This window comes from Microcoleus sp. FACHB-1515, from assembly GCF_014696105.1.
Lineage (GTDB): Bacteria > Cyanobacteriota > Cyanobacteriia > Elainellales > Elainellaceae > JAAUTJ01.
This window is the reverse complement of sequence record NZ_JACJPO010000052.1, coordinates 45,448-68,704: the sequence shown is the minus strand read 5'-3', so window position 1 is coordinate 68,704 and position 23,257 is coordinate 45,448. Positions and strand designations below refer to the sequence as shown.

22 protein-coding genes and 1 tRNA gene are annotated in these 23,257 nt (G+C 51.4%); 8 read left to right on the top strand and 15 right to left on the bottom strand.

Features of this window, described 5'->3' with window-relative positions; genetic code table 11:
• The first annotated feature begins 155 nt into the window (after positions 1–155).
• On the top strand, positions 156–353 hold the full coding sequence (locus H6F67_RS17460; RefSeq protein WP_190767898.1) for a hypothetical protein: 198 nt from the start codon (positions 156–158) through the stop codon (positions 351–353).
• Positions 354–364: 11 nt separating this feature from the next.
• Here the strand turns inward: H6F67_RS17460 and H6F67_RS17455 are convergent, their stop codons facing one another.
• From H6F67_RS17455 to psbN, 4 genes are all read right to left on the bottom strand, one after another.
• Positions 365–1,135 carry an alpha/beta fold hydrolase gene (locus tag H6F67_RS17455; protein ID WP_190767897.1) on the bottom strand — a complete coding sequence of 257 codons (771 nt, stop codon included), beginning with the start codon at positions 1,133–1,135 and terminating at the stop codon, positions 365–367.
• Between the two features lie 33 nt (positions 1,136–1,168).
• Positions 1,169–1,624 (bottom strand): NUDIX hydrolase, encoded by a 456-nt coding sequence (locus H6F67_RS17450; protein WP_190767896.1) that lies wholly within the window; start codon positions 1,622–1,624, stop codon positions 1,169–1,171.
• A 93-nt stretch (positions 1,625–1,717) separates the two neighbouring features.
• Positions 1,718–2,215: a thioredoxin-dependent thiol peroxidase gene (gene bcp / locus H6F67_RS17445; protein ID WP_190767895.1), complete on the bottom strand. Its 498-nt coding sequence runs from the start codon at positions 2,213–2,215 to the stop codon at positions 1,718–1,720.
• A gap of 407 nt (positions 2,216–2,622) precedes the next feature.
• Entirely contained in the window at positions 2,623–2,754 is a 132-nt protein-coding gene (gene psbN, locus H6F67_RS17440) for a photosystem II reaction center protein PsbN (protein WP_190767894.1), read from the bottom strand.
• 78 nt (positions 2,755–2,832) lie between these two features.
• Between psbN and psbH the strand changes: the two genes are divergently transcribed.
• From psbH to H6F67_RS17420, 4 genes are all read left to right on the top strand, one after another.
• Positions 2,833–3,036: a photosystem II reaction center phosphoprotein PsbH gene (psbH, locus tag H6F67_RS17435; protein WP_190767893.1), complete on the top strand. Its 204-nt coding sequence runs from the start codon at positions 2,833–2,835 to the stop codon at positions 3,034–3,036.
• 196 nt (positions 3,037–3,232) lie between these two features.
• Positions 3,233–3,826, top strand: coding sequence for a DUF1517 domain-containing protein (locus tag H6F67_RS17430; RefSeq protein WP_190767892.1), 594 nt, complete (start codon positions 3,233–3,235; stop codon positions 3,824–3,826).
• 35 nt (positions 3,827–3,861) lie between these two features.
• A complete protein-coding gene (locus H6F67_RS17425) occupies positions 3,862–4,788 on the top strand; it encodes a hypothetical protein (RefSeq protein WP_190767891.1) in 927 nt (308 codons plus the stop codon).
• Positions 4,727–5,311, top strand: a complete 585-nt coding sequence (locus tag H6F67_RS17420; RefSeq protein ID WP_313926852.1) for a DUF4112 domain-containing protein — start codon at positions 4,727–4,729, stop codon at positions 5,309–5,311. Before H6F67_RS17425 ends, H6F67_RS17420 begins: the two co-directional genes overlap by 62 nt.
• A 2-nt stretch (positions 5,312–5,313) precedes the next feature.
• On the opposite strand, the gene H6F67_RS17415 is transcribed toward H6F67_RS17420, so the two are convergent.
• From H6F67_RS17415 to H6F67_RS17385, 7 genes are all read right to left on the bottom strand, one after another.
• A complete protein-coding gene (locus tag H6F67_RS17415; protein WP_313926851.1) occupies positions 5,314–6,852 on the bottom strand; it encodes a trehalase family glycosidase in 1,539 nt (512 codons plus the stop codon).
• 35 nt (positions 6,853–6,887) lie between these two features.
• Positions 6,888–9,671: a malto-oligosyltrehalose synthase gene (treY, locus tag H6F67_RS17410; protein ID WP_190767890.1), complete on the bottom strand. Its 2,784-nt coding sequence runs from the start codon at positions 9,669–9,671 to the stop codon at positions 6,888–6,890.
• Between the two features lie 11 nt (positions 9,672–9,682).
• A complete protein-coding gene (gene treZ, locus H6F67_RS17405) occupies positions 9,683–11,503 on the bottom strand; it encodes a malto-oligosyltrehalose trehalohydrolase (RefSeq protein WP_190767889.1) in 1,821 nt (606 codons plus the stop codon).
• Between the two features lie 114 nt (positions 11,504–11,617).
• Positions 11,618–12,733, bottom strand: coding sequence for an A/G-specific adenine glycosylase (mutY, locus tag H6F67_RS17400; protein ID WP_313926850.1), 1,116 nt, complete (start codon positions 12,731–12,733; stop codon positions 11,618–11,620).
• A gap of 3 nt (positions 12,734–12,736) precedes the next feature.
• A complete protein-coding gene (locus H6F67_RS17395) occupies positions 12,737–13,069 on the bottom strand; it encodes a DUF760 domain-containing protein (RefSeq protein WP_190767888.1) in 333 nt (110 codons plus the stop codon).
• A 238-nt stretch (positions 13,070–13,307) separates the two neighbouring features.
• A complete protein-coding gene (locus H6F67_RS17390) occupies positions 13,308–13,790 on the bottom strand; it encodes a GNAT family N-acetyltransferase (protein WP_190767887.1) in 483 nt (160 codons plus the stop codon).
• Positions 13,790–14,725: a folate-binding protein YgfZ gene (locus H6F67_RS17385; protein ID WP_190767886.1), complete on the bottom strand. Its 936-nt coding sequence runs from the start codon at positions 14,723–14,725 to the stop codon at positions 13,790–13,792. Before H6F67_RS17385 ends, H6F67_RS17390 begins: the two co-directional genes overlap by 1 nt.
• A gap of 207 nt (positions 14,726–14,932) precedes the next feature.
• On the opposite strand from H6F67_RS17385, the gene H6F67_RS17380 reads away from it, so the two are divergent.
• Positions 14,933–15,682, top strand: coding sequence for a metallophosphoesterase (locus H6F67_RS17380; RefSeq protein ID WP_190767885.1), 750 nt, complete (start codon positions 14,933–14,935; stop codon positions 15,680–15,682).
• Positions 15,683–15,752: 70 nt separating this feature from the next.
• On the opposite strand, the gene H6F67_RS17375 is transcribed toward H6F67_RS17380, so the two are convergent.
• Positions 15,753–16,916 carry a class I SAM-dependent methyltransferase gene (locus H6F67_RS17375; protein WP_190767884.1) on the bottom strand — a complete coding sequence of 388 codons (1,164 nt, stop codon included), beginning with the start codon at positions 16,914–16,916 and terminating at the stop codon, positions 15,753–15,755.
• Between the two features lie 514 nt (positions 16,917–17,430).
• On the opposite strand from H6F67_RS17375, the gene glgB reads away from it, so the two are divergent.
• Positions 17,431–19,707, top strand: a complete 2,277-nt coding sequence (glgB, locus tag H6F67_RS17370; RefSeq protein ID WP_190767883.1) for a 1,4-alpha-glucan branching protein GlgB — start codon at positions 17,431–17,433, stop codon at positions 19,705–19,707.
• A 35-nt stretch (positions 19,708–19,742) separates the two neighbouring features.
• Here glgB and H6F67_RS17365 read toward each other — a convergent pair whose 3' ends face one another.
• Complete coding sequence (locus H6F67_RS17365) at positions 19,743–20,894, bottom strand: site-specific integrase (RefSeq protein WP_190767882.1); 1,152 nt, start codon at positions 20,892–20,894, stop codon at positions 19,743–19,745.
• Between the two features lie 187 nt (positions 20,895–21,081).
• Here H6F67_RS17365 and hemH point away from each other — a divergent pair, with 187 nt between their 5' ends.
• A complete protein-coding gene (gene hemH, locus H6F67_RS17360; RefSeq protein ID WP_190767881.1) occupies positions 21,082–22,245 on the top strand; it encodes a ferrochelatase in 1,164 nt (387 codons plus the stop codon).
• A 33-nt stretch (positions 22,246–22,278) separates the two neighbouring features.
• On the opposite strand, the gene H6F67_RS17355 is transcribed toward hemH, so the two are convergent.
• On the bottom strand, positions 22,279–22,845 hold the full coding sequence (locus tag H6F67_RS17355; RefSeq protein ID WP_190767880.1) for a DUF4126 domain-containing protein: 567 nt from the start codon (positions 22,843–22,845) through the stop codon (positions 22,279–22,281).
• Positions 22,846–22,952: 107 nt separating this feature from the next.
• Positions 22,953–23,025, bottom strand: a tRNA-Arg gene (locus H6F67_RS17350).
• Positions 23,026–23,257 lie beyond the last annotated feature (232 nt).

Genomic DNA, 23,257 nt, shown 5'->3' with positions numbered 1-23,257 from the left:
CGATCGGAATAACACAAGGCCAAGATGAAGCAGTCAATAAGTTTCGGTAAGAATTCAGAAAGTCAGTAGACGCTGGAGTGCCGACTCTCGACACCGAGCTGCGTGGCACAATGTAAATTCCGGGGAAATTCGGCAGACTTGAAGGAGAATTTGCTGTGAGGCGATCGCCCAATCTTGGTATCACCATCTTTCTTTATATCGCTGGCATTTTGCTGGTGATGTTTGCGATCGTGCTGCTGCTTCAAGCATTTAATGTGCTGCCGTCAATTCCGCGTGCGGCAGTTTGGGCACTTGTTTTGCTGGCCGTTGGATCTGGAATTTTAGCTGGAATTCGCAGTCAAGAATTGCGCTAAATCATGAATCTCTAGGCGAGATTTTGCAAAAAGCGATCGATCGCCGCAATTGCTTCGGGTTCACACAAGTTGCTGTCGGTTCCGACACAGGTTTCCACCTGCACTGAAGGCGCTTCGCGAGCGATCGTTTGGTTCACCGCCCTGACAGTCGCAGAATCCTGTTCACCTTGCAGCAGCAAAATCGGCACTTTTAGCCACGCGAGGCGATCGCGCCAGCCTTCTGCTTGAATTTCGCGGGCGCGGCGGCCAAGCAGCAGCTTAAAGCCGACGGGCGACTGCTCAAACGGTTGCTGATTGAGCCAGTCTGCACGCCTGAGCAGTTTGGCAACCAGGCGAAGCGGTTTGAGTAGAGCCGGAAAGCGATGCAAAACGCGAGCCATCTGCCAGCCTTGATTTTCCAGAAATACGCCTTCTGGGTTGAGCAGAACGATCGCCTGCACCTGTTCAGGAAACCTCAGCGCATAGCTGGCCGCAATCCACGCGCCGATCGAATCTCCAATCAGGCAAACTTGGCGGAGGCGCAGTGCTTCTAGCAGTTCTGCCAAGCACTCGACTTCCAGTTCGATCGAATAGTGCAGCTTGGGTCGTTCCGACTCACCAAAGCCCAGCAGATCCGGCACAATGCAGTGATAGCGCGAACTGAGATCGGAAAGCCACGATCGCCACTGGTTGCCGTCACTCCAAGCGCCATGCAAAAACACGAGCGTTTGCCCCCGCCCGCCTTCTCGCCAAAACAATTGACCTTGCGACAGGCGCAGACGAGCATTGCGAATCGGTGTCATCTTTGATGAGTCGATTTGAGAGAACAGTAGATGCTAAGCCAGCGTCGTTTGACCGTTGAGATAATCTTGAAGCTGGCGATCGTGGTCGTGCGACAGCGTACCGATCGGTAGTGCCGTCGGCAAAAATGCTTGCACGTCCCTAATTTCCAGCTTATCGTGAACCTGCATCGTTCCCTGCACAGCGGCTTCAACGACCACACAAATCGAGTGAAAGCGCGGGTCGCGATCGGGCGCGGAATACACGCCCACCAGCCGATTGATTTTCAGCAGTTCCAAGCCTGTTTCTTCCTTCAGCTCACGCTGAACCGAAGCTGAAATTTCCTCGCCCCAGTCCACAATGCCACCCGGTAAACTCCATCTGCCGTTGTCGTGCCGCTGCACCAGAACAATGCGGCCATCTGGCAAAACGGGAATAATGCTCGTGCCTGTAATGGGATGGCGAAAAATTACGCCGATCGCGGTTTGAACCAGCCGCCATAATCGATCCATAAGTAATAGAAGAACGCTAAATCGATTGTTTATCTAACTTCAAAAGATGCAGCACCATTCTCAAGACATTGTGAAACCCGAATTTTGACTGAACTAGGGCTGCTGTATTGCGCCTGATTCTTCAAACGACAGTGTAGCGAAGTCTGCCAAAACTTCAGCCGCATGAACCTCAGGCTTTACCTTCCGATAAATTTTTTCAATGCGACCATCTGCCCCCACCACAAAGGTACTGCGGCTCACGCCCATGTACTCCTTGCCCATAAATTTCTTGAGGCCATAGCTTTCATAAGCCGTTGCCACCTGTGCGTCCTCATCACACAGCAGCGGAAACGGCAAATCAAATTTCTGAGCAAACTTCGTGTGCGACTTGGCATTGTCCGTACTGATGCCCAGCACGATCGCTCCGCTTGCCAAATAGTCTGCATACGCATCGCGAAATCCACACGCCTCCTTTGTACATCCAGGCGTATTGTCACGCGGATAAAAATACAGCACCACTCGCTGCCCTCGAAAATCCGCTAGCCGCACCAACTTCCCCTCCGCATCCGGCAAAGCAAACTCCAGCGCAACATCCCCAACCTTCAAACTCATGGAATATCCCCAGAAATACAGCTTGATTGTAGGGCAAGAGGATGGAAGCTAGCGAAAAGCGAACAACACGAGAGGCGTGGACGACATCACCAATGTGGCGCACCTTGACCTTGCGAGTCAGCCCTTGCGTAGAAGTGCAGATGGAGCCTCCGAAGAGTTGCAGGATGAAGGAGGGGCAGCACCCCTAGGGGTGTGTTAAAACCTCCTGATGGTTAGAGTTCTCTACTGAGTCCCCCCAAATCCCCCTTAGGAAGGGGGACTTTGAGGGGTGGTTCGGCTCCCTCCTTGAAAAGGAGGGTTGGGGAGGATCAAAGGGTTTGAAAACACGGCCTAACCTCCAGTCAAGGGTTTGGGAAAGCAAAAGTAGTCTAAACGGCGATCGCCCCGTCCCTCAGCAACCCAAACCGCTAATCTTCATGATCCTCAAACGGATCTTCTAGCTCCTTTGAAGGCGGCCCAAACGAGGTATAGATCGCAAAGCCCGTCACCGCCACGAGAAGCGCAGCGATCGAAATACTAAAAACTGTTGCAGGTTCCATTGTTGGGTTTTAATTATGAGTCGTATCACCTTATAATATTACAAACCTTTACAGAGCAAAAATTTTTGCAGGTTACTCATGGCACAACGGACTTGGTTGGGAGACGTTCTAAAGCCGCTGAACTCCGAATACGGTAAAGTGGCTCCGGGCTGGGGCACAACGCCGCTGATGGCGGTTTTCATGCTGCTGTTTTTCGTGTTTTTGCTGATCATCTTGCAGATTTACAATTCCTCCTTGCTGCTCAAAGACATCAACGTCGATTGGACATCGCTTGGCGGCTAATCGACTTAGACAATTTGCACTTGTCAGCCTCAGCTCAAGCTGGGGCTTTTTTGCAGCTAATTCCAAACTCGATCGCAGCGGAAATCTCTGCCAAACCAATACGGAAATCACCGCCTTGATCGACCTTTGGACTAAGGCGATCGTAACCCCCACTGCTTAGACTAGAACTTGAGCAACATTACTCACCAAAAACGTCATGAGCTTGCGCGATCGCTTCAATCAATTCAGTGGCCGGACGCGATTTGTCGTTAGTCGAATTTTTGTGCATCTCGCCGGACGCGAAGTCGCCCCCTTGCTGGGCGTACTCAACGAAGCCGGACGTGAAGCGATCGACTCTGAAGGCGACATGCAGGTGTTGGGCGAACAGTTGGTGCGAGTTTGCGAAAGTTTGCTGGAATATGAGACGTTTTGGCGATCGGCAGCCAACGAAGGCGATGTTCTGTGGGACGAAGGCGAAGCCGGAGATTATGTCAACGAACTGTTTACTGATTCCGCCAGTCGCTACGGCAGCGCCACCGATTTTGCCATAGAAGACAATACCGAATTCGCAATTCCCGTCACGCAAAACGTCGTCGTGATGATTGCTGTTGCCTTTGAAGGTGAAGTTCCTGAACTGGAAACCAACCTCGCTGATGTGAATGCACTCAAAGCAGGATTGAAAGCTCTGATTAATCTGCAATATCGGGGAACGCTGAGGGCCATTCAGGTGCATTTTTCTCCTGCCCAACTGGGAGACGAACTGACCTCCGATCAGCTCATTGAAAACTTCCCTGAATTGATTCCGCTCTAATCGTTATGACTCGCCGCTCTTTCTCCCTTAAAACTATGCTTCGCAAATTAGTCATTTCCTCAATGGCGCTCACGCTTGTCTGGACGACGCTCGCCTGTGGCGCATCCGACACTTCTGCCTACAATCAGCAACCCACGCAGACCACCACATCACAGCCGCAAACTCAGCCTGCATCACAGCAAGCGACCAGCGCGATCGCCAACGGCACATATCCCGTCCAGCAGGCCAGCTATGATGACAGCACTGGGGAATACACCCTGATGCTGCTGAACACGCCGCCCGGACAATCGATGTTCCGCAGTACGAATCTGCCGCTGGCTCGACTCACCGATGAAGAAATTTCAGCCGGAAAAACGAGCGAATTGCGCGTTGAAAACAACCAGCCCGCACTGTATCTGACGCCGGATTTCCGCATCGAATACGTCCACAACGTCACGGAAACGCAGGTCGATCCCCAAACTGGACAGCAAGAAGTGGTGATCGTTCGCCAGCAGCCGAGTTTCTGGACGCCGTTTGCAGGAGCGTTGGCGGGTCAGGCGATCGGTAGTTTGCTGTTCCGTCCACAATACTACATGCCACCCGTCTACACTCCTGGCGTTGTTCTCACGGGCTATGGTGGCTATGGCCGCAGCTACAACGAAGCCGTGTCGCGCTATCAGTCGCGCTATCAAGCACCGCCTGCTGAATATCGCAATCGCCAGTTTCGATCGACCGGACGACTGCGATCAAACGTTGGTACTGCCCGCACTCCCGGCTTTGGCAGCGGCTCTAACGTCCGCCGTTCCCCCGGTATCGGCACAACGCCACGCACCAACACCAGCCGACCATCGGGCAGCGGTTTTGGCAACAGCACCCTGCGGCGTAACAATCGCCCGACCGAGCGCGTCCGGCCTTCAACTGGTGGCTTTGGTAGTTCGCGCCGTGCCGCTCCACGCCGTAGCTTTGGCAGCAGACGCCGTTAATCAACAGTTCATCCAAATTAATTTCCCGCTGGAGATCGCTGTGCCGCCTGTGAAACCGCCGATTCAATCTGAAACTGACGCTCTGCAACGTTTGCGTCGGATCAGTTTTTTGCTGGATAATGCCATTCCGATTCCGGGCATCGGGCGAATCGGTCTTGACCCGTTCATCGGTTTGATTCCCGGTGCGGGCGATACGGTCGGCGGAGCACTCTCGGCCTATATCGTTTGGGAGGCAGCCCGGATAGGACTGCCTCGATCGATTCTCTTTCAAATGGCGTGGAACATCATTTTAGAAACTGTTCTCGGCTCCATTCCGTTTCTGGGCGATTTTTTTGATGCAGGCTGGAAGGCAAATGCCCGCAATGTCGCCTTGCTGGAACGCCACCTGACGCGATCGCGCCGTCACCGCACCGACTGGCTGTTTTTTGCGCTGATGATTGCGATCGTTTTGCTGGTGGTGATTGGATTTGCAACACTCTCGGTCTTGCTGCTGCGGAGTCTCTTGGGCGCGATCGGCGGTTAGTTTCAAAGTTCCGCTAGGTCAAGGTCTTCTTCAAGTCCTAGCAGGGCAAGAAGTTCAAGAAAAACGCTGTTTGTCCAGCCAAAGCCGATTTGGTTGCTGCTGTAGCCGTAGAGAATTTCTGCTTCCACGTTAGACGATCGCGTGTTAACGTCGTATTTCTCGACCAGCGTTCCCGTCTGCTCAAAATCTTCCACCAGCATCGAGATGAACTTGCGGGCGATGCGCTCGGCCTCGCTGCGGTAGCCGTAGCGATCGAGTCCCTGCACGGCCAGCAAAACCAGCGGTGCCCAGCCAAACGGTGCATCCCACTGATTTCCGGTCACGGTCGTACTCGTCAGCAGCCCGCCCGGAGCTTCAAATCGCGGTAAATTTTCAACAACGCGACGCGCTTGCGCTTCTGAAGCAATGCCCGCCCAAAGCGGATAGAACGTCGTCGCATATTCATAAGGGCGGCGCATTCCCGTCGCAAAGTTATAGTCAAAATATTGTCCGGCAGCTTCATCCCACAGGAAATGATCGATGCGGCGACAACGTTCAGTAGCGCGATCGCGCCACTGCTGCGCCAAATCAGGATGCCCTAAAATCTCATTAATCTTTGCCGTATCAAGCTCCATCTGATAGAGCAAAACGTTCAGACAAACCGGAGCGTAGTGAATGATATCGATGCTAAACGGGCCAAAGCGATTGGTGATATCGAAACCGGATTCGCGCATCGATCGATCGCCTTTGTAAAACAAATCAGTCAGCTCATCGGTTTCGCGATTGTAATATTGGCTGACGTCATAATCGAGAATTTCATGTTCGCGATAATATTGCTTAACGCGATCGTAGTGTGTCCGTCCGCTTTCATCAATTTCATCTGCAACTGCTTCCGGTGCAGGTCCTTCTCCTAAAGCGAAATAGCGGGAAAGTCCCGTCGCCTGATTCAAATGCGGCGGCACAACCCAGAAGAAATAGTAGGCTTCAACAGCAGGCAAAATCGATCGCAGCCAGTCAACATCTTGCGTCTGTTCAAACTGCGCGAGAATCATCAAAGTTAGGACAGGCGGTTGCGATCGCGCGAGTTGATAGGTTCGATTCGCATTCAGCACCATGCCATAATGCTGTACTTCATAGACAAGCTGATCGACCATGCTTTTTGCCAGTTCAATTTCGCCATCTCGCAACAGTCCAAGCTGAATGAAATAGCTGTCCCAGCCGTACATTTCGTTGAAGCGCCCGCCCGGAACGACATAGTCATGCGGCAGATACAAAAGCCCGTGCTGCTCAATCATGCCGACTTCAGCAGGCAGCGTTCTCAAGTCAATTTGCCGCCATTCTTCCGGCGGCAAAATTTGCTGTAAATGCTGTTCGATCGCATCTCGGTCTTCCTGTGGTGAAACATAAACCGGATAGCGATCAATTTCGGCATGAAACTTGGGATCGCGAGCCGCATCCAAAATATGCTCTTGCGATCGCGTCAGCGTTTTCCAAGTTGCTTTGATGTAGCGACGAACGGCTTGAATTTGTGCGATCGACGGAAGACTTTCTACAGAAATCACAGCGGTATAGCCCTTATAAACAGCGATCGATCAAATTATGCATTGCTGATCAGCAGTGCAACTGGAAAAGCAGCCAGCACTGAACTAAGCGACAAAACTTCTCCTTCATTGACAGCTTGATGTGTAACTGCATCTTGCCACTGCGTCGGCATTTTCGAGGGCAGCTTCAACACAGTATCACCCCAAACTTCACCGAGCGGCAATCCACCAGGTTGAACAAGCTGGGTAAAGAAACGAGGAGCGATTGCGATCGCCGTTTTCCCTTCATAATGGCGGGCAAATGCAATCACGTTCGATGAGTGCTGGCCTGCGATCGTCAGCGGTTCGTAGCTGCCATGCAGAAAGAGATCGGTGTGAATTTTTCGCGCTTGCAGCAGCTTATAAGTCAAGAATAGTTTGACGGTTGCGGTTTCCTTTTCAGCTAACAGTTGTTGGGCAAGGGCGATCGAATCATCTGCTGATTTGATTATTTCAAGCATCTGCATCCGCTGCTCATAATCGACTGGACGACGATTATCCGGATCGACCATGCTCAAATCCCAAAGTTCCGCACCCTGATACAAATCGGGAACACCAGGAGACACATTTTTCAACAGAACTTGCGAGAGGGAATTAAACACGCCATACTCAGCAATTTTCCGTTGAAACGGCTTAAATGCTTCTAGAAATTCGCGATCGGCTAGAACCGCATTGATAAAAGCAACACAACCTTCTTCGTATTCACTATCAGGACGCAGCCAAGCTGTGTGAACCTTTGCTTCTCGAATCGCTTTTGTAAGGTAATCTTTGATGCGCTGCTCAAATTCAGGAATTTCTGAGTCAGCAAATGGAAACGAGCCAATTAGCGTTTGATAGAAGAAATATTCGTCATTGCGATCGGGGATCGTTGCACCTTTTTTTCCCTTTACCTTCTTGGATTGATTCATCTCACTCCAAGTATTAATTTTCTCGCGCCATTCTTCAGGTAATTCAGATAGAACATTGAGGCGCGATCGCACATCTTCACCGCGCTTAGTGTCGTGCGTTGCGGTTGCACTCATTGCTTCCGGCCAGCGTTGCAATCGATCTTGGTTGTAAGTATGAAACTGATCAACCGTAATGCCAAAATGTCCTGGATTGCCGCCCACTTCATTGAGTGAAATCAAGCGGTTGTAGACATAGAGCAGCGTATCTTCGACACCCTTCGCCATCAATGGTCCTGTTACTTGCTGCATCCGCATCACGAATTCAACTCGCTCATCTCGATGTTCTGTAATCAGTAATTCTTGATCTTTGCCTTCGAGAATATTTTGAATAAATTCGAGTTCTTTGGTGAGCAATGGAATATTTGATTTGGCTTGGGCGATCGCTTCCTCAATGTAGTGGCGATCGCTTTCAGTAACCTTACCTTCCTCAGTGATGTAAGTTCGATAAACCGGAAACAGTGCCAGCACTTCGCTCAGCGCCCGCTTCAAGCCATACAGCGTAAAATCGCTTCCGCGCCGAGTTTGTCCAGCAATTCGCTTGAGCCGCTGCGCCAAATTCTCAACATCTCCCGCCAAGTTTTTGTCGATGATGAGATATTTTTTCTGGGCAACCAATTCTTCGTAGGAGTCTTCAAGCTTTGCGAAATCGTAGTAGATCGCTTGGAAAACATCGGCATTTTCAGGCAGGCAGAACACACCATTGACGTAGTTGAGAAAATCGTAGCCGCTGGTTCCTTCAACAGGCCAGTTTGGAGGCAACTGTTCACCGATTTCGAGAATCTTTTCTACTGTGATGTAGATATCGCCGACTTTTTCACGGAGTCGATCGAGGTAGGTCGCCGGATCATACAGTCCATCAATATGGTCAATCCGCAGCCCGGTAAACCTGCCTTCTTTCACCAACTGCTCAATTAAAGAGTGCGTCTTGTTGAAAACCTTTAGTTCTTCTACACGAACCGAAATAAGTTCGTTGACAGTAAAGAAACGACGGTAGTTAATTTCTTCTGCACCAACCTTCCAAAATGACAGACGATAAAATTGTTCTGTCAGCAATTGGTGTAGCGGTTCGATGCTATCTGGATTGTCTTTTGCGCTGCTGAAGAACCGAACATTGTCATCAATAAACGCTTTAACATCAGGATTTTGCTCGTACAGTTCGCGCAGCAAACCTTTCACAAAGGTAATTTGATCGTAGCGCTCTTTTCCTTTCGCTTCATTCGGTGCGCTTTTGAGCAGGTAAAGAATTCCAAGTAACTTGATGAAATCGGGATGACGACGACCGATCGATCGCGCCAAAGACCCCAAATTGTGCGTCAAAAACCGAGTGTAAGATTCAATCCGAACAGGCAGTTTCAAAGCGTAATAAGTCACACTCAAACCTGACTCATCATACTCCAGCTTAATCTCGCCATTTTCTAGACTTTCGCCGTAAAAACTACCAAGCAGCGGAGCCAGAATGCGACCGTGAATATCTTCATAGGGATGATTCCAATTAATATCAAAATAATCAAAATATTCAGAGTTTGAGCCGTTTTCAAGGACATCCATCAGCATCAGGTTATCGTTATCGTAAGCCATGTGGTTTGGCACGATATCTTGCAGCCAACCCAGCGATCGCCCCTGCACCGCTTCCATCAAAGCCGTGAAGTCTTCAGATGTGCCTAGCTCAGGATTTAGCTGATTTGGATCAACCACATCATAGCCGTGTGTGCTGCCCGATCGCGCTTTGAAAATGGGCGAAGCATAAACATCAGAAATGCCCAAATCAGCAATGTAGTCGATGATTTCTTGAGCAGCACCAAACGGGAAACCGGAATGAAATTGAAGACGATAGGTTGCGGTGGGAATTTTCATAGAAATAATCTTTAGGCTGGTTGATAAATTAAGAAGCTATGGCCTTGAATGGAGATTTGATTGGATTGGGAGGCATCGATCGCACGACTTCCAGAACCCATCCATTTTTCTTCCGCCGAATCGAGAATTTTATGCCAGTTGCCTTTAACCGGAAACTCGATCGATTTCTGCTGCTCGTTAAAGTTAAGCACGGCAAGAATCTGGCTGTCTTCATGCCAGCGATGTAGGAAGATCAGCTTTTCTGCTTCGATCGTCCAAGCATTCATCGACTGTTTATCAAGATGCTTCAAGGCGGGAATTGTTCGACGTAGTTGAATTAGGTGTTTGTATAAATCGCGTAGAACTTTATGTTTGCCGTCTTGCTGCCACAAGTTCCAGTTGAGTTTCGATCGCTCAAACGTTTCCGTACTCTCAGGGTCGGCGTATTCTTCTTCCATGTGAAACGCTTCAAATTCCTTTTTGCGACCTTTGCGAACTGCTTCGATCAAGTCGGGATCGCTGTGGCTAACAAAGTACAAGAAGTTTGCTTCCTCACCGTATTCTTCGCCCATGAATAAAAGTGGAATGTAGGGCGCGAGCATGACGGCAGCGGCGGATAGTTTGAGTTGTTCAAATGTGACGATATGCGAGAGTCGATCGCCCAAAATACGATTGCCAACCTGATCATGATTTTGCGCGAAAACGACGAATCGATCGCCCGCAATATGACTCGAATCGCTGCCGTGCCAATGATTTCGATTCGGTGCAAACTGCCAGGAATAAACAAAGCCTTGTTTGTAAGCTTTTACCAATTGCTCACAGCTTCCGTAGTCTTTGTAGTAGCTGAGTTGTTCACCTGTCAGCAGAACGTGAAGGCAATGATGAAATGCATCGTTCCACTGTCCATCGAGTCCATAGCCATTATCTTCAGGCTTGCTGACGAGACGAATATCGCTGAGATCGTTCTCGGCTACTAACAGAAACGGTCTGCCTTTTTGCTGAGCAAATTCATGTGTAGCTTCTGCAAGTTCACTTAGGAAATGTTTTGCGCCAATGTCAAAAATTGAGTCGGTTGCGTCTAGCCTGAGCATGTCAATGTGGAAATGCTCGAACCAGTAGAGCGCGTTTTGAATGAAGTAGTTGCGAACGCCGTAGCTGTATGAATGGTCAAAATTGAGGGCTGCGCCCCAAGGCGATCGATACGCCTCCGTAAAGTACGGTCCAAAATTCCCGATGTAATTTCCTTCAGGACCAAAATGGTTGTAAACCGAGTCTAAAACAACAGCAATTCCTTGTTCATGACAAGCATTTACCAGCCGCTTGAGTCCTTCGACTCCGCCGTAGGAATTTTGAGTTGCGAAGGGATAAGTGCCGTCATAGCCCCAATTTCGATCGCCCGGAAACTGCGCGATTGGCATCAGTTCGATCGCATTCACACCCAGTTCCTTCAATTCCGTCAATCGCGGAATAATTGCATCAAAAGTACCTTCGGGTGTGAACGTGCCGACATGCAGTTCGTAGAGAATCATTTCAGCTTGGGGAATATTTTTCCACTGCTGATCTGTCCATTCAAACTGTGAATGATCCACTACAGCGGACGCTTCATGCACACCGTTAGGCTGAAATTGTGAAGCGGGATCGGGAAAGGTTCGATCGCCTTCTAATTCAAATAAATATTCGGTTCCAGGCGGAATTTCCTCAGCTTCAACTTGCCAGTAGCCGTACTCAAGCTGCTGCATTGGCAAGCGCTTTTCGATCGGCGCAATCACCTTAACCGCGACTTCTTTTAGCTGCGGTGCCCAAACTGTAAACTTGCAGCGATCGCTCCCCAGATATTCCGCTCCAATCTTCACCTTTTCGCCTCTGGTCTTTCATGCGGCAACCTCCCAAACTGTAAAAGCCACTCAAAAGGTAGAGGCACTATCGAAAGATGTATTTTTGTGAATATGTCGAAAAGCGATTGGGGTTTATTTTTGTTGCTTCTGCCGTAGCGCAGCAATGATTTCTAAGTTCGCCTTCGGAAAAGGGAACTGCTCAAGGTCAGCCAGTTCCACCCAGCGGATTTCATCACACTCAATCGGTTGCGGTTCACCGCCCAGATACCGACAGTGGTGGACGTTGAGCGTGACGCGGAAGTGCGTGTAGGTGTGATCGACCGTGACCAAGTGATCCCCAACTTCGATATCGATCGCCAGTTCTTCTTGGATTTCGCGGCGGATGCACTGCTCGATCGATTCTCCCGGTTCAATTTTGCCACCGGGAAACTCCCACATGCCGCCCAAGAGTCCTTCGGGGCGACGGCGATCGATCAAAATTTGGCCTTGGTCGTTCCAAATCACGGCCACGCCGATCGACTTGTGCGGAATCGGGGCGCGACTTTCAGAAACAGGAATGTCGTTTTGCATCCCTAAATTGTACGCCTGACAGGATTTTTGCCAAGGGCAAAGCAGGCAGGCGGGCTGCTTCGGGGTGCAAATTGTCGCGCCCAAATCCATGAACGCTTGATTAAAATCGCGGGGTCGATCGCGATCAAGCAGTTCTTCTGAAAGCTGCCAGAGGGAAGCGATCGCCTTACTCGGTGCAACCGGAAGCGCGGCAATTCGGGCAAGAACACGCTTGACGTTGCCATCGAGGATCGGTACGGGCAAATCGAATGCCGCTGAGAGGATGCCGCCTGCGGTCGATCGCCCGATTCCCGGCAGTGCCAGCACCGTCTCTAAGTCACGCGGAAATTCACCCAGGGCGACAACTTCCTGAGCCGCCCGATGCAGATTGCGAGCGCGAGCATAGTAGCCCAAGCCCTGCCACGCCTTCAGAACTTGTTCTTGGGAAGCGGCGGCGAGGGCTTCGACGGTGGGGAAGCGATCGAGCCACCTGTGATAATACGGAATCACCGTTTTCACCTGGGTTTGTTGCAGCATAATTTCTGAAACCCAGATGCGATAGACATTGCGAGTTTGTCGCCAGGGCAGATCGCGACCGGATTCGGCGTACCAAGTGAGGAGCGATCGCCTTAGCTCAGAAACGGGAAAACTCGGCAGAGTCCACTCTACCGAGTCAAGGTTAGGCTTGCGTGTCCTCACGGTTTATTCGGCATCCGAGTCGCCTTCGGACTGCCAGGATTGCTCAAACTGAAGGCGCTGTTCGGCGTTGCGGAGGAAGTAGCCGCTGACCATCGCGGAAGCGAGGAGGCGACCTAGCTGTTCGCGGCTGGTGGAAATTTCGACATCAAACTCTTCGGGAGGCAGACCGCCAAGCAGTCCGATGATGTTGCGCTCCATCACCTTGAAGACTTCGGGCGAGGTGGGCTGTGATAGCTGGGCGATCGTCTCAGGACTCATGGATTTCACATACTTCCACAAGCTGCCAGATTCTGCCTGACCGCCAAAGAAGTTGGAAACGTTAGAGGTGTTGTTCATCGTGAAACCCTTGCTATTGCTCGTTAATATTACTTTAACAACCGGGGTTGGATGATTACAGTGGGCGCAACCGAACTGCAAAATAGAGAATTCCACACGCGATCGATCGAGGCCAGGAAATTGCCAGGAAATCAATTTCCCGCTCAAAGCGAAAACCCATTTCAATGAGTTAAAGCCGCTGATGGACAAGGGTTTGAGTCCGTTTCAACGGACTTCAGCTTTTAGCCCGAATTTTAATTCAGGGCGATCGCAACCGCTTCACGTAAACGCGATCGCACCGCTCCGTCTCAACGCCCGTCGTCGGCTTATAGCCGCTGCTTTCGTACAGCTTGACGGCTTCCTTGAGAACGCTGGCCGTCTCAATCCAAATTTGCTCAAAGCCTTTGGCGGCGATCGCCTCCTCCAACTTCTCTAGCAAAAATCGCCCCAACCCCTGCCCACGAGCAGCAGGCAGCAAATACATTTTGCGAATCTCAACGGCTTTTGGCGCACGGTCGATTGAATAATATCCTGCCGTCCCCACGATCTGCCCATCGCGCTCGACTATCCAAAATTCGCCGCCCGATCGCCAATAGGCTTCTTCAACGCGCAGCACATCCGTATCCGCGCCGACAGGTTCGCAGCCTAAGCCGTATTCGGTCAGGACGGAGAAAATTAGGTTGGCGGCGATTTCGCGATCGATCGGCTTCCAGTCACGAATCCAAAAATCACGGTACTGCATTAAATGTATTCGTGTGAGAGATACGGCAGTGCGACCAGTTCAGCGGAGCGATCGCCCACTTTCACTTTCAAATTTGGCTCGATCGCCTTGGTGCGAATGTAGGCCAGTCCAATGTGGTCGATCGCGCTCGTCAGCTTCCCAACCTTCTCATCGCCCACAAAAACGGGCGTTTCCGGTTGGGCTTCACCATCGAGCCGCACGCCCCAAAGCTGCTGCTTCACGCCGCGATAAGTATGCAGACGGGCGATCGTTTCCTGCCCGATGTAGCAGCCTTTGCTGAGCGAAATCGTGTGCCACAGTCCAGCTTCCAGCGGGTTGTAATCTTCGGTCAGTTCGCGATCGGGCATCGGGCGACCCTGCTCAATCCGCAATTTCTCCCAAGCGGCATCATCGAGCATCGTCATGGCGCTAAAGTGCTGCCGCAAAGCATCGGCATCGGCTGACGAAGCGATCAAGGTGTATCCCGGTAGTGCCAAACCTGTGCCGACGCTGAGCCGAGTTTCGATTCCGGCGATCGAAACAACCTGATGCGAATACGGTCGATCAAGTTCTGTAAAGCCGATCGAGTCGCGCAGGTCTTCCGGCGAACCAATCAGCGTGAAGCAAACGGTGCTGGAGGTGAGATTTTTGAGTTCGACGCGATCGGCAAAGAAAATGTAGCGATCCATCCAGTCGATCAAGCGCTGATCGTAACCGGGAGAAGTCAGCAGCAAAACCGAATCTTCCAAGACAAGGGCAGTGACGAGATCGATCGTCCGTCCGGTCGAAGTGACGAAAACGGTTTCGCAGCCTTGTCCGGGCTTGAGGCTTTGCAGATCGTTGGTCGTCTGGTTGTGCAAAAATCTCAGCCGATCGTCACCGCTCACCTGAATGCGTCCCCAGTGCGATTGATCGACAACGACATTGGCGATCGAAGAAGTCGAAAATTCCGGCATAGCCTTAATGAAGTAGAAAGACAAGCTGTCTCCCTTCAGTTTAAATCTCGTGATGCCGCTTGAGGAATTGCGAAACGCGATCGATTGGCATGATTCTGTTGCGATCGATCGTTTTGAAGAGTTTTTACTTAGCGAATTGCACCTTTGAGAACCACGCTATCTTGAATAGATTCGTGCTGCTTGAGATCTGCAAAGGAGGAAATTAAATTGAGATTTGCCGTTTTGTCAGACATTCACGGAAATTTTTGGGCACTGTCGGCAGTTCTTGAAGATGCGAAATACCGAGGAATCACACAGTTTATTAACCTCGGAGATATTCTGTATGGCCCGCTGAAACCATTGGAAACTTACAACCTCTTAAAATCGATCGATGCTGTCACCATTCAAGGCAATGAGGATCGAGATGTTTATGAATTTTATCCAAATCGAGATGGAACTCACCCAACCCTTACTTATATGCTCGAAGAATTGGGAAGTGAGCCTGTTGAATGGTTGCGATCGCTGCCAACAACAACAGTAGTCGCTGAAGAAATCTTTGCCTGTCACGGCATTCCGACAAATGACTTGGTTTATTTGCTAGAAGATGTTTCTAGCGGTTTTCCGATCGTCAGAGACGAAGCAGCAATATTGCACTATCTTGAGGGAGTCAATCAGCCGATCGTTTTGTGTGGACACAGCCATGTTGCACGGGTGGTTCAATTGTCTTCAGGACAATTAATTATCAATCCGGGTAGTGTGGGCGTTCCTGCTTATGATGACGATGCGCCAAACTATCATGCAATGCAAAACTACTCACCCTTTGCTTCTTATGCAGTGCTTGAGAAGCAGAATGAAACATGGCAAGTTGAACTGTTAAAGATTCCGTATGATGTTCATCTGGCCGTTGAGCAGGCACAGCGTCAAGGTCGAGAAGACTGGGCATTTTGGATAGAAACAGGACGAGTTGCGGCGGCATAAAAACTCATTGCACGCGATCGCTTTCTTGCGTTCACGAAGCAATTTGTCATTGTGAACCTTACACAATCAGCTAAGGCAAACTCAAGCCTTTGAGCCGCTTTTGCTCATCGTTCAATCCTTTTCCCTGCACCAAAACGCCAAAATTTCCGAGTCCGGTCGGATTCATCAGGGCATGGAGGCTTTCGCGGCGGCTGAACAAATCGGAAATTTCGATCGCCCCCGGATTCGACAAAGCGCTAATGCGATCGCCCAACCCCAACGCCATCAAAAATAAACCTTGCTGCGTAAAGCCGATCGTTTCCAGCCCGATGCGCTCACCTCGCCGCTGAAGCGTGGTGAAATCAACGTGAGCGGTTAAATCTTGTCGTCCTACTAGAACGTAGGGATCAGAATGGTGTTGATGCTGAAAGTAGCATTGCAGCGTTCCTTCGCGGCGGAAGGGGGCGTAGTAGCGATCGGCGCGATAGCCATAGTCGATTGTCAAAACGTAGCCGCGCTGAAGTCGATCGCTCACCGTTTGCAGCCAGTCGATCGCCGCCAAATTCACCTCGGTTCGATAGCCGTCCGGGTAGGTGGTGATGGGGATGTCAATCGCCTCAAAATACTCGCTCAGCTTGGGGGTGGAAAGTTCGCCTGTGGTTTCCTTAAATTGATTTGCCGTCCAAGTCACGTAAATTTCTTGAAGCTGACCGTTTTGAACAATCACCTGATGGACGGGAAAGGCATCGACGAGTTCATTGGAGAAGCAGCAGCCGACGATCGATCCCCACTCAATTTCGTCCCACGTACACCAGTTTGGTCGCCAAGATTTCATCAAAGGCGCGAGTCTGCGCTGCTGTTCGGCAATCAGGGCAGGCGATTGCTCGACGATGCGATAGTCGATCGACTCGAAGCAATCGTAGTGATGGCGATGCAGATAGCGCACGATGTCTTGCACGAGCAGACCTTGGCCTGCGCCCATTTCCAATAGCGTGAACGGCTGGGGGCGATCGAGTCGTTTCCACATTTCGGCAAGCTGCACGGCCAGCAGTTCACCAAAATCTGCGCCCAGATGCGGCGAGGTGAAAAAGTCGCCTTCGATGCGCGGCTGTGTGGTGTAGTAGCCGTGTTGTGGATGGTAGAGCGCCAAATTCATAAATTCGGCGAAAGTCATGCGCTGCTGCGGAGATTGAGCGATCGATTGGGCGATCGCTGCTACCATCAGCGGATTACTTTCGGTTGTGAGCAGATCCATATCTTGTGCAAAAACTGTGCGATCGGACAATAATCTGTAGGAGCAGTAGCCAGATTCACCGGAAACTTGATCTTACGATTCTTTCTGAGGAGACAAGGAACAGGCATTCCGCGCTCCGACAGCGATCGACGCTGTTCACCAATTTATTTGGTACTGGCCGGAGCGATCGCAATCCAGGTCACGAGCCGCAGCAGTAACGATGAGAAGGCTGATTTGAGGTTGGGAACGCTACGATCGAGCCAGCCAATCGGAATTGCGGAAATATACTGGAGTGGTAAGCCACAATTTGATAAGGTTAGTAACAAATTCGCGTAGTTTTTTAACATTCTTTATCAGTTTCGATACAATTTCTTGACATCAAGCCTTTTGATGCCTGGTCAGCCCTCGATCGCCGAGTGCCTCCACTCAGATTGATGATCGGTAGACAATTGATAATAGTAACAATGCCTCTGCATCTATTCGATCGCGATGGCTAGTTTGCGTTTTCCCCGTTTTCAGTGAGGCAGGTAATTTCATGGTCATGACGATCGCCCCAGAGCAAATCGATCGGATTGTTTGGAATCAGCACCAAGATCCGTTTGAGGTGCTTGGCCCCCACCACATCCACGAAGACGGGCGATCGGTTTGGGTCGTGCGAGCCTATCTGCCAAACGCCGATGCCGCCTGGGTTGTGCTGCCCGAAGAACGGCAGGAATTTTCGATGCAGCCCGTGCATGATCCCCACTTTTTTGAATGCACGATCGATCGGGCAGATTTGGCAAACTATCAGCTCCGCATTCAAGAAGGCGATCACGTCCGCGTCAGCTACGATCCGTATGCGTTTCGATCGCCGCTGATCACTGATTTCGACATTCACCTGTTCGCCGAAGGCAATCACCACCGCATCTACGAAAAACTTGGCGCACACCTCACCGAAGTCGAAGGCGTCAAAGGCGTCTACTTCGCAGTTTGGGCGCCAAACGCCCGCAACGTTTCGGTGTTGGGCGACTTCAACCGCTGGGATGGCCGCGAACACCAAATGCGTAAAAATAGCGGCGGCATTTGGGAATTGTTTATTCCCGATCTCGGTGTGGGGACGCATTACAAATATGAAATTAAAAACGCCGCCGGACACATCTACGAAAAATCCGATCCCTACGGCTATCAGCAGGAAGTGCGTCCAAAGACGGCTTCGATCGTCACCGATCTAAGCGCCTACGAATGGCACGACCAAGCGTGGCTCGATGCCCGTCGCCAAACTGACCCGCTGAAGCAGCCGATCTCGGTTTATGAAGTGCATATCGGCTCGTGGCTGCACGGCTCATCCGCCGATCCCGCAAGAGATGTGAACGGTGAAATTGTGCCGCCCGTGATCGTCGCGGAACTCAAGCCCGGAGCAAGATTTTTGACATATCGGGAACTGGCCGATCGCTTGATCCCCTACGTCAAAGAGTTAGGCTATACGCACGTGGAGCTGTTGCCGATCGCCGAGCATCCGTTTGATGGCTCATGGGGCTATCAGGTGACGGGCTACTATGCCTGCACGTCGCGCTACGGCACGCCGCAGGACTTTATGTATTTTGTCGATCGCTGCCACGCTGAGGGAATTGGCGTGATTGTCGATTGGGTTCCCGGTCACTTTCCCAAGGACGGACACGGACTGGCGAACTTTGATGGCACTGCACTGTATGAACACGCTGACCCGCGCAAAGGCGAGCACAAGGAATGGGGCACGTTAGTTTTCAACTATGCGCGTCATGAAGTCCGCAATTTCCTCGTTGCCAACGCGCTCTTCTGGTTCGACAAGTACCACATTGACGGCATTCGCGTGGATGCAGTCGCCTCGATGCTGTATCTCGACTATTTCCGCAAGCAAGGCGAATGGCTGCCAAATCAGTACGGCGGACGCGAAAACATTGAGGCGGCGGATTTCCTCAGACAGTTGAATCACTGCGTGTTTAGCTATTTTCCCGGCACGCTGTCGATCGCCGAGGAATCGACCGCTTGGCCGATGGTGTCTTGGCCGACTTATGTGGGCGGCTTGGGCTTTAACCTGAAGTGGAACATGGGCTGGATGCACGACATGCTCGACTACTTCCACATGGATCCTTGGTTCCGCCAGTTCCACCAAAACAACATCACCTTCAGCATCATGTACGCCTTCACGGAAAACTTCATGCTGGCGTTTTCGCACGATGAAGTGGTGCATGGCAAAAGCCCAATGATCGGCAAAATGCCCGGAGATGAATGGCAAAAGCTCGCCAGTTTGCGCTGCCTCTACACCTACATGTTCACGCATCCGGGTAAGAAAACTTTGTTCATGAGCATGGAATTCGGCCAGTGGAGCGAGTGGAACGTTTGGGGCGATCTCGAATGGCATCTGCTGCAATTTGAAGGACATCGCAAGCTGAAAGACTTTATGGGCAAGCTCAATCAGCTTTATCGCAGCGAACCCGCGCTTTACACGCAAGATTTCACCGAAGACGGCTTTGAGTGGATCGACTGTAGCGACAATCGCCACAGCGTCGTGTCGTTCATCCGCAAAGGCAAAGACCCCGAAGATCAGGTAATCGTCGTGTGCAACTTCACGCCGCAGCCCCACGCCCACTATCGCATTGGCGTTCCCGAATCCGGCTTCTACACTGAACTGTTTAACAGCGATGCTCGCGAATACGGCGGCAGCAACATGGGCAACTTGGGCGGCAAATGGGCAGAAGAATGGTCGCTGCACAATCGTCCCTACTCGATCGATCTGTGCCTACCGCCTTTGGGCGTCTTGGTGCTGAAGCGCAATCCAGACAAAAAGCCCTAAAGCTCGATAAATGGGATACTGATTAACCCACGTCATCACTCGATCGCTGCCCGCCGCTGCAAAACTGCTTCCACTGCCTGCTGCTGATCGCGTCGAGTCAGCCAGCGGTGATAGGTTTGCGTGTGGATGGCGATCGAATGTCCCATCATCCGGGCGGCGACGGCATCCGGCAGGCCAAAATGAATCGTGCGGACTGCCCATGCGTGCCGCAAATTATACGGCGCAAACGGCAGGTCATAGCGGCGAAACTGAGCGCTCACCTGCTGACCGACGCGCTGAAGCGTGGTGTGGTTCAGGTCGGTGTTGACGGCAGGAAGAAGAACATTTCGTAAATCAAACTGCTCGATCCATTCCGGGTAGAACGGCCAAACTTCATGTCCGCCCGTTTTGGTGGTGTCTAGGACTTCGATCGAATTTTTTCCCTGCTGAAGATTGCGGTAGTCACAGAAAAAAACTTCGTGATTGCGGAGGCCATAAGCCGCCATGATGCCGTAGACAAAGCGCCAAGCCGGATTGGGAATTCGGTCGATCGCCCGGATAATTTCGGCATCAGTGGGCAGCGATCGCGCCTGTGTCCGATTGGGACTGTAGTTTCCCGCATACTGCTTCAGGTTCGTGGGCAGTTCAATGGCAAGAAATTCACACAGCGCATTCAGGGCAGTACAGCAAATTTGCCGACTGCGCGAATTTGGCTTAGTGGACTGAACAGCAGCGTAGATCGCTTCCGGCAGACTGAGGGCAGAGCGGGATTGGGCGATCGCGCTCAGCTTCCGCAAATAGGGCGCATACGCCGTTTCCCAAGTCGTGCGGGCAGAGGCTGGCCGACTCGTGCTTTGAGCGAAATAATGCTGCTCAAAAGCTTGCAGTTTGGCAGGCAGATCCATCTGAGGAAGTCGATCGCCGTTGACAATTAGATAGTTGCGCCAGCTAAACGTGTTTTGCAAAAGTTGGGCAGCGATGATTTTGGCTTCTTGTTCGGCCTGCTTGAGTCCCGCAGGCGTGGCAGGCAAATTCAGGCTGAGGCGTTGCTGGTGCGATCGCAGCCGCTCACTGTCGGGACGAGGCGGAAACGTGCCGCGCAAACTCAGCTTTTGGCCGCGCCGTTCGATCTGCACGCCCAGTTGAGCGATTTTGAGCCGCTGATTAAGCTGGGTGATTTTGGCGTCGATCGCCTGCTGCTCGGACATCGATCTATCGCGAGATGACACTGGCTGTCAAATGAGAATGAATGTAGATAAAAGATTAAAGTAAAATTTAGGAAGAAATTGGTTCAGTTGCAAACTGTGAACTTTTGGCCGGAAAAACCAGTTGCCTCAAAGCCGTTATTGTTAAAATCAGTTACAAATATTAAGGAATAGCAAGCTGGTGGGAACTATGGGTCGTGTTGGAGTATTACTGCTGAATTTAGGTGGGCCAGACCAACTAGAAGATGTCCGGCCATTTCTGTTCAACTTGTTTTCTGACCCTGAAATTATTCGTATCCCATTCCCCTGGCTGCAAAAACCGCTCGCCTGGATGATTTCCACTAGCCGTAGCAAAAAATCGCAGGAAAACTACAAGCAAATCGGCGGTGGTTCTCCTTTGCGCCGCATCACCGAAGAGCAAGCCCAAGCGCTTCAGTCTGCCCTGAAAGACAAAGGCCAAGACGCCAACGTTTACATCGGAATGCGCTACTGGTATCCGTTCACCGAAGAAGCGATCGCCCGCATCAAGCGCGACGGCATCGATCGACTCGTCATCCTCCCCCTCTACCCCCACTTTTCGATCAGCACCAGCGGATCAAGCTTCCGTCTGCTGGAACAGCTTTGGGAAGAAGACCCCAGCCTGCACAAAATTGACTATACGGTGATTCCGTCCTGGTTCGATCGCCCTGGCTATCTTCAGGCAATGGCCGATCTAATTCGTCAGCAGCTCGATCGCTTCCCCAATCCCAACGACGTACATATCTTCTTTAGCGCTCACGGCGTTCCCCTCAGCTATGTCGAGGAAGCGGGCGATCCGTATCAGCGCGAAATTGAGCAGTGTACCGAATTGATTATGAAAACGCTCGATCGCCCCAACCGTCATACGCTCGCTTATCAAAGTCGAGTGGGTCCCGTCGAATGGCTGAAGCCGTATACGGAAGAAGCGATCGAAGAACTGGCCGCTGAAGGCGTGGATAATCTGCTGGTCGTGCCGATTAGCTTTGTTTCAGAGCATATCGAAACGCTGCAAGAAATCGATATGGAATATCGCGAAGTCGCCGAAGAAGCCGGAATTGAACATTTTGAGCGCGTCCCCGCCCTCAACTCGCACCCCATTTTTATTCAAGATTTGGCCGATATGGTCGTGGATGCACTGAATTCACCGAGCCTGCATCTGTCCGAAGTGATGCACCCACCAACGCGCACCAAGATGTATCCGCAAGAGCGTTGGGAATGGGGCATGACCACAACTGCCGAAGTTTGGAATGGGCGAGTTGCGATGCTCGGCTTTATCGCCTTGATCATCGAATTGATTAGCGGACATGGGCCGCTGCACCTTGTCGGATTGCTGTAACCCTTGCGATCGAAAATTCAACCTGTCTAACTCCTAATCTCTCGATCGCCTGCGCTGTCCTTCCTGATACCAGCGCTGCCACTCTGTTGTGCTGCGGATCGCCAGCCACAGCAGCAGCAGCGCGATCAGCCCGCCCTGCTCTGGTGCATCAAAGGCAAACAGGACGAGCGAAACGCACAAAAAATCTTGCAGAAAAATCATCCACAGGGGCAGGCCGCGCAGCCGGAAAAACCAGCCGACCTGCACCAGTTGCAGCACAAAAGCGAGCAGGCCACACACCAAACCAAGAAGCCAAATCAAGCCGCCTGAAATGTCTGCCGATCGCGCTACCGTGATGCCTGCGATCGCGCCGACAAACGGACTAAAGCAAAGCTGCACCATCTGCAACATTCGCTGTCCCAACCGTCCTTTGGAGACAAAAAGTTCGACCAGCGACCAACTGACCAGGACGCCCAGCAAGATCGGCGGCGGAATGTGAGATAGAATCGGCACATCTGCCCACAGATCATTGCCATACAGCAAGCCAATAATCAGCAGCGGCAACGCAATTCTCATGCCGACCGCAGCAGCGATCGAAAGTGCGGCTAGGATTTCTACCATCGACGCTTCATCTGCTGTTGTTCGCTCCGCCTGCTGAGGAGGTGTTGACTTTTACACTTTTTACACTATAGAAATTTTTGGCGATCGAGCCAATGTGATTCCAGAAACGCTCCAGGTAGGGATCGAACCTACGACCGACCGCTTAGAAGGCGGGTGCTCTATCCACTGAGCTACTGGAGCAAAGACGGTAAAAAAAGCGCTGAGCTTTCGTAATTTTTCACCTTGGCTGGGAAAAATAATCAGCAGCGATCGCGTTTGCCCTCATCTATCGTACCAACACAACCGCTATGATGTTGATTTCACCGGGCGGCTTGACGCCAGCGAGCGCCCGCTAGCGATTACACTAAAAACCAGCCTCTTGTTGCCAAGGCAAATGCCCACCTGGATTCAATTTTACTTTCTCGACGGTTGC